Annotated in this window: 4 protein-coding genes; all 4 read left to right on the top strand. The window is 44.0% G+C overall.

Annotation, left to right across the window (positions count from 1 at the left end; genetic code table 11):
• Positions 1-81 precede the first annotated feature (81 nt).
• The 4 genes from B2O97_RS18425 to B2O97_RS18410 all read left to right on the top strand — a co-directional run bounded on the left by B2O97_RS18425 (position 82) and on the right by B2O97_RS18410 (position 6,519).
• Positions 82-456, top strand: a complete 375-nt coding sequence (locus tag B2O97_RS18425; RefSeq protein ID WP_286767856.1) for a hypothetical protein — start codon at positions 82-84, stop codon at positions 454-456.
• Between the two features lie 152 nt (positions 457-608).
• Positions 609-1,991 carry a TlpA family protein disulfide reductase gene (locus B2O97_RS18420; protein ID WP_286767855.1) on the top strand — a complete coding sequence of 461 codons (1,383 nt, stop codon included), beginning with the start codon at positions 609-611 and terminating at the stop codon, positions 1,989-1,991.
• Positions 1,978-5,148, top strand: coding sequence for a SusC/RagA family TonB-linked outer membrane protein (locus tag B2O97_RS18415; RefSeq protein ID WP_286767854.1), 3,171 nt, complete (start codon positions 1,978-1,980; stop codon positions 5,146-5,148). Before B2O97_RS18420 ends, B2O97_RS18415 begins: the two co-directional genes overlap by 14 nt.
• Positions 5,149-5,166: 18 nt before the next feature.
• Positions 5,167-6,519, top strand: a complete 1,353-nt coding sequence (locus tag B2O97_RS18410) for a RagB/SusD family nutrient uptake outer membrane protein (RefSeq protein ID WP_286767853.1) — start codon at positions 5,167-5,169, stop codon at positions 6,517-6,519.
• Position 6,520 lies beyond the last annotated feature (1 nt).

Genomic DNA, 6,520 nt, shown 5'->3' with positions numbered 1-6,520 from the left:
TGTACTTGGTAGAATGGATACGCTGATTTCGATCGGAGAGGGGATGCTATGTACTTTCGGTTAAAGATTACAGACTGAAAAATGAAAAGGATTTTAGCGCTACAATTTGCTTTTGACTGGATGATCTACGATATCCATAAGGTCGATTATGATCCTATAAAGGAGATTGAGGAATTCTGGAATCGTTATGCGCTAGAGACTGTTTCTGCTAATATACTGCAACTATTGAGCACGTATCTTGATGGTGGCGCAGGAAAAAATAGGCTCTTGAAAGATGAGGATATGCAGGAATTTGCAACCGCATTGTATCGGGTGTTGATAGCTTATTGTATCGTCTGTCATCACAATATAGACCTACGTAAAATGCAGCTGTCAGCAGAAGCTGAAGAGCGCATCGGAAAAGAGCTAGAATTGAGCAAGAAAGTCGCTGAGTTTTTCAGTAGGTTATCGAAATAACCGCCAACAAAAAAATAATGGATATCCTGAAATTTTTAGCCTTTTTAATGGGCTATATAACCTATATATTTCAAGTACCTGTGAAGCACTGCTTAAGCACAGATATAGTACTAATTACGCAAAATTTGCGTAAGAAAATTAGACAAGGAAAAATGTACTTTAAAGGTACTTCGATCCTGCTAAAAAAGCGCTGTAAGATTAGCGCTCAGAACCTTCTAAAAAAAGCAGATTCTTCGGGCAGCCTTCGGGTGTTGTTCGAGTGTCCTTCGAGACTGCGTCGTATCAGCGTCGCCTCATCTTCGGGAATGCTTCGACAGTTGTTCGACTGCGCTTCGGGTAGGAGTCGAAGCGTACTCGAAGCCCTGCCGAAGCCGAGCCGAAGAAGTGCCAAGCCTGTCTCGACCATGTCCCGAAGAAGTCTCGAAGCCGAGCCAAAGGTCAGTCGAAGAGGGAGAAAGGCATTATCTTCTTCGGACTTTCGCCTGACCAACTTCGCCCCAGCTTCTGCCTTTTATGCAGTCGGTCTTGAGTTTTCATCGGGATCTCATCGGGCTAAACCGATCAAAACCCGATGCGGACTCGATGAAAACCCGATGAAATGTAAAAATTCGGCAGGAATTAATCTGGTAATGGTCGACTATAGCTTGGCACAAGAAACACACAAGCTTGACTATAGCGCGACCCTAGTTTCACCCTTGCTAAGCCCTTGTTATACACAAGGACAACTAAACGATTGCACAAGGCCCAAACAACAAAAGCGAGCTTTTCAAAAGGTGGGAGATTCCGAGTTGTTTGACGGAACAGAATCCAAACAATCTGTTTTAAGGTTCTTTATGTCGATCTGTAAGGCTTTGGCATTTCGAATCAACACTTTGTTTGGTTTGATAGGTCCAGTTGTTCAGCGGGCTTTAAAATGCTTTTTATACGTTGCAGATTATAAGCGTGCCTATCGCATGATTTTGACATGCTTGTTTTTATGTTTAGTTTCTATGTTTAGTTTATCAGCTCAGACGCCCCGCAAGGACAGCGGGGCCGATGGGCTTATTAAAGCGAATCCATTGCTTATCGGTCAGAAGCTGCCCGAAGAATTTTGGGAAAGGGAATACCTCGTCTACAACAATGGCGATACCACCCGGCAGACGCTCGAAGCTTACCGCGGGAAATTATTGGTGTTGGATTTCTGGGCAACATGGTGCGCTATATGTCTGGGACAGATGAAAGAAAAAGATGAGTTGTTCAGCCGTTTTCCCGCTGATGCAAAGCTTATCTATGTCAATCCAACACAAACAAAAGACACCTATACAAATATTGCCAAGATTCAGGATCGACTTGCCGAACGCTCGCTGTCAGGAAAATTCCAGTCCATCATCGAAGAGGATTACCTTCAGCAATTGTTTCCTAACTATATCTACCCCCGGTATGTATGGATAGGGCCACGTGGCGACCTGATCGGATTGACGCTAGCCCTTAGTGTAACAGACGGACATATCAAAGACATGTTGAACTTAATCAATCCAAAAGATGGCAAGAAATAGAATAATCTGGCTTTTGCTGATGCTTTTGGTTGCGGCATCCGCTCGAGCTCAACTAAGCGGAACAGTATTGGATAAAGAATCTGGATTGCCTATTAAGGATGTAAACATCGTAATAAAGGATGCCGCTAAAGCAAAGACGGATAATAGGGGACGGTTCTCAATTGCCGAAAAGATAGGTGGCCAGCAGGTGACTTTTCGACATATCGCTTATCAGGATACGAGCATTTTCGTCAAAGCAGATCGGCAGCATGTTGAGCTGACGGTGTCACTTGCTTTAAAGCATGGGATGATCGATGAAGTGGTTATTAATACAGGTTATCAAAGTATTCCAAAAGATCGTGTGACAGGATCCTTTTCCAGCGTGAGCAAACAGCAGCTTGAACAACAGATAGGCCGCGGTATTACTGGAATGTTGCCTTCATTAGCGAATGGTGTGATGTTGGACAATAACAGTACTTCGGCAAACCGATTGATGGTAAGAAGCTTAAGCACTATTAAAGCCGAAAAGAATCCTTTGGTTGTCGTGGACAACTTTCCTTACGAAGGAAATCTTGATGATATTAACCCGCTAGATATTGAAAATGTCACGGTGCTCAAAGATGCTGCGGCATCAGCGATTTGGGGCGTGCGTGCCGGTAATGGGGTGATCGTGGTAACGACCAAGAAAGGACAATTTAATCAGCGCCAGCGCTTTCGCTTTTCTACAGCGATAAAAACGGGTGCTCCTCCAGATTTGAATAGGTTAGATCTGATGTCGACGCCGGACTTTATCGGGGTGGAAGAATTCCTGTTCAATAAGGGCTATTACAATAGCCGGATTAACAGCAGTTCCATGCTGCCTTTGAGCCCAGTGGTGGAAGCTTTGGACCGGTTGAAAAAGCAGAAAATAAGCCAAGAGGAATATGACAACCTGAAAGCTGGTCTCGTCGGTTTAGATGTACGCGATGAATACCGAAAACATTTTTATAGCAATTCACTCTTTCAGCAATATCACTTACAGGGCAATGGTGGAAGCAGTCAATTTGCTTGGATGTCCTCGCTGGGATACGATAAGGAGGTTGGGTCGACAAAAAATAGAAGTGAGAGGTTGACCTACAAACTCAATAACGCCTTGAAGATCCGTAAGGATATGCTCTTGTCAATGGATCTTAACCTTATCCATTTCAATACGTCGACGGGGATGCCTGCATATGGTGATGTTAAGATGTCAACTTATGAGCTTTATCCTTATGCTACTTTCGCTGATGATCATGGAATTCCTCTTCGCATTGCACAGCGTAACAACGATTATGTGGATCGGATGGCGAAGGAAGGTTATATCCTTGATTGGAACTATTATCCATTGACCGATTACCGTCATCAGGATAACGGTAGTCAACAATGGATTGTGAATTGGAATACGGGGCTTAAATATGATGTCTCTCGATCATTAAGCATTGATCTCAAATATAACCTGATGCTCGATCGTACAGATGGTAAAAATCTGCATGGTCCGGATAGTTATTTTAGCCGTAACCTAGTCAATTCCTTTTCGGAAATTGACCGTTCAACAGGTGTCGTCACCTACCACATACCCAAAGGGGGAGTTCTGGATCAGTCTGTAGCACGACAGACTGCCCACAACGCGAGGTTACAGCTCAATTTTAACCGTACTATAGATGTTCACGGAATCTCGGGGATCTTGGGTTTCGAGGGCCGCATGAATAAGGGGGCAGGGGAGTCATCTCGTTTCTATGGCTATAATCCGACGACCCTTTCCTTTGCGAACGTTGATTATACCTCGCGTTTTCCCGATTTGGCAACAAGTGGACTTAATACGATTCCGAATGGTCAATCTTTGTCGCAGACAGAAGTCCGCTATCTTTCGGTCTTTGCTAATGCAGTCTATTCTTATAAAAACAAGGTTAATCTATCAGGCAGTGTACGGCGTGATGCGACCAACCTTTTTGGACTGCGGACCAATGATAAATGGAACCTGCTTTGGTCTGTAGGCGCAAGCTGGAAAGCGATGGAAAATAAAGGTCAGGTCGATAAGTTAACCATGCGCGCTACTTATGGTTTCAGTGGTAATGTGGATCCGTCTATGGCGTCGGTCAATACGATCCAATATATCGGGAGCAATGTGCTGAACAATTTTCCGATTGCCACATTTGCTTCGTATGCTAATCCCGAATTGAAATGGGAGAGTATAGCGACATTAAATCTGGGGACTGATCTTGTGCTTTGGAAAAATAAGCTCAATCTGACCTTCGATTGGTACGCAAAAAAAGGAAGCGACCTCTACGGGTTGGATGAAATGGATCCCACGGCTGGAATAGGTGCCACGGTCGTGCGCAATTCGGCAAAAATGAAAGCTTCGGGGCTGGATCTTGCCATCGGAGTAAACGCTTTGGAAGGAAGAGATTGGGGGCTTAGGTTTCAGATAAATCTCAGCAGAAGTACCGACAAAGTGGAAAAGTATTATTTGAACAATGCCATTGGACGGAATTTTATCAATGAACGTACGATTGCAGGTATCGTGGGCAAACCTGTCTATTCGCTTTTCGCTTACCCTTGGAAAGGACTTGACACAGACGGAAATCCCATCGGTTATATGGATGGGGTAGAGTCCAAAGATTACCGACAAATATATAATAATACAACGCTGGAAGATATGGTGTACGAAGGGCCGACACTGCCGCGTTGGTTCGGTTCTGCGGGGAGCAGCATTCGATTCAGAAAGCTGACAGTAGACTTTCGTTTGCTCTATAAATTGGGGCATTATATCCGCTCCCGGAGCATAGACTATAGTGCTCTCTTTGCGCAGAATATAACGCATGCAGACTATGAGCTTCGGTGGCAAGAAGCAGGCGATGAAAACAAAACTTCCGTACCCGCAATGATCTATCCGCTAAATACTAATCGGGAAAACTACTACCGCAATGCCTCTGTGCTGATCGAACCTGCTTCGAATATTCGATTACAATATGTCAATCTGCAATACAACTTGGAGAAGATACTGCAGAGCAAGATCGATGCGACCATGTTTTTGAATGTCGAAAATGTGGGACTTTTATGGAAAGCTACAAAGAAGGATTTTGACCCTGAATACGAAAATCGCTTTAATGCAATCAGTCCACCACGGCAGTGGTCCTTTGGATGCCGCATTAGTTTTTAAATGCTTAATGAACTTATCATGAAAAATACAATTATTCTAATTTCCATTTTTATCCTGCTGTTGCTTGGCTCTACCGGTTGTACATCTTTTTTGGATGTTAAATCGGATAGCAAACTGGCAGTTCCCACTTCATTGGAAGATTATCGGGCGCTCATGAACAGTATTAATAATAGCTTGGCTGTTCCCGAAGGTGAAGTAATGTCGGTAGATCATTATCTTCCTGATGATGAATATGATGCTTTGTTTTGTCAAACGGACCGCGACCTTTACCGCTTGGAAGATAGTCCCATGATCCAGGAATGTGATGGTAGTGGAGGTTGGTCTTTGGCCTATGGAAATATATATAGAGCGAATGTTGCCATACATGGTGTGGAAGCATTTGAAAAGGAAAATGGTATCAGCGCTCGTTCAGCTGATGTCAAAGGGCAGGGTTACTTCAATAGAGCAATCAATCTTTATGAACTGGCGCAGGTGTGGTGTGCTGGATTTGATCCTCAGCAGGGGGAAAGTACACTGGGGCTTCCGCTTAAAGTGACCGATGATTTTAACGAAAAGACTGTCCGGGCATCGCTAAAGGCAACCTTTGATCTTATTGTCGAAGATCTGCAAAAAGCAGAGGCGCTATTGCCGGATCAGCAGAGCAATATTTATTGGGCCAGCAAGGTTGCTGCATGGGCCTATTTGGCTCGCGTATATCTTTATATGCAAAATTATGAAAAGGCCAGAGTATACGCTGAAAAATGCATCCAATCAAATTTTAAACTGTTGGATTATCATCAGGTTGACGGTGGAAAGAAATTCCCTTTTAATGTCAATAACAATTCTGAAATCATTTATCCCCGTTTTCTGACAACGGCATATTATTCCATTAGCATCGACGTGAGCCGTATGGATAGTATGCTCTATCAAAGCTATGGGGAGGGAGATTTGAGGAGATCCTTATTCTTTAATAAAAAAGATGACGCCCTTTTATTCCGGGGGGATTATGGCGGCGGCGGCGGTGGTACCTTCTGTGGACCCACGGTTGCTGAAATGTATCTCATCCGGGCGGAATGTGCTGCCCGAACAGGAAAAATCAATGAAGCAAGCAGTACCTTGCAGGAGTTTTTGAGTTATAGGCTTGACAAAATGATCCCAGTGCCTGAGACTACGGTGCTGGATCAGGTTTTATGTGAGCGAAGAAAAGAATTGTTATGGCGTGGTATACGGTTTGGCGATGTAAAGCGCCTCAATAGGTTGGGGGCAGGTATCACATTAAAAAGAACCATTCGGGGAAAAGAATATCTTTTGCCACCGAATGATTCTCGCGCGAACATTTTAATACCTCAGAAAGTGATTGAGCAATCGGGGATTACCCAAAACCCACGTTGAG

The organism is Sphingobacterium sp. UBA865, assembly GCF_002295765.1.
Lineage (GTDB): Bacteria > Bacteroidota > Bacteroidia > Sphingobacteriales > Sphingobacteriaceae > Sphingobacterium > Sphingobacterium multivorum.
This window is presented reverse-complemented; position numbering and strand designations above follow the sequence as displayed.

Excerpts from the sequence above, each read along its gene's own strand:
- B2O97_RS18425 (WP_286767856.1), top strand. The coding sequence starts at position 82 with ATGAAAAGGATTTTAGCGCTACAATTTGCTTTTGACTGGATGATCTAC.
- B2O97_RS18420 (WP_286767855.1), top strand. The coding sequence starts at position 609 with ATGTACTTTAAAGGTACTTCGATCCTGCTAAAAAAGCGCTGTAAGATT.
- B2O97_RS18415 (WP_286767854.1), top strand. The coding sequence starts at position 1,978 with ATGGCAAGAAATAGAATAATCTGGCTTTTGCTGATGCTTTTGGTTGCG.
- B2O97_RS18410 (WP_286767853.1), top strand. The coding sequence starts at position 5,167 with ATGAAAAATACAATTATTCTAATTTCCATTTTTATCCTGCTGTTGCTT.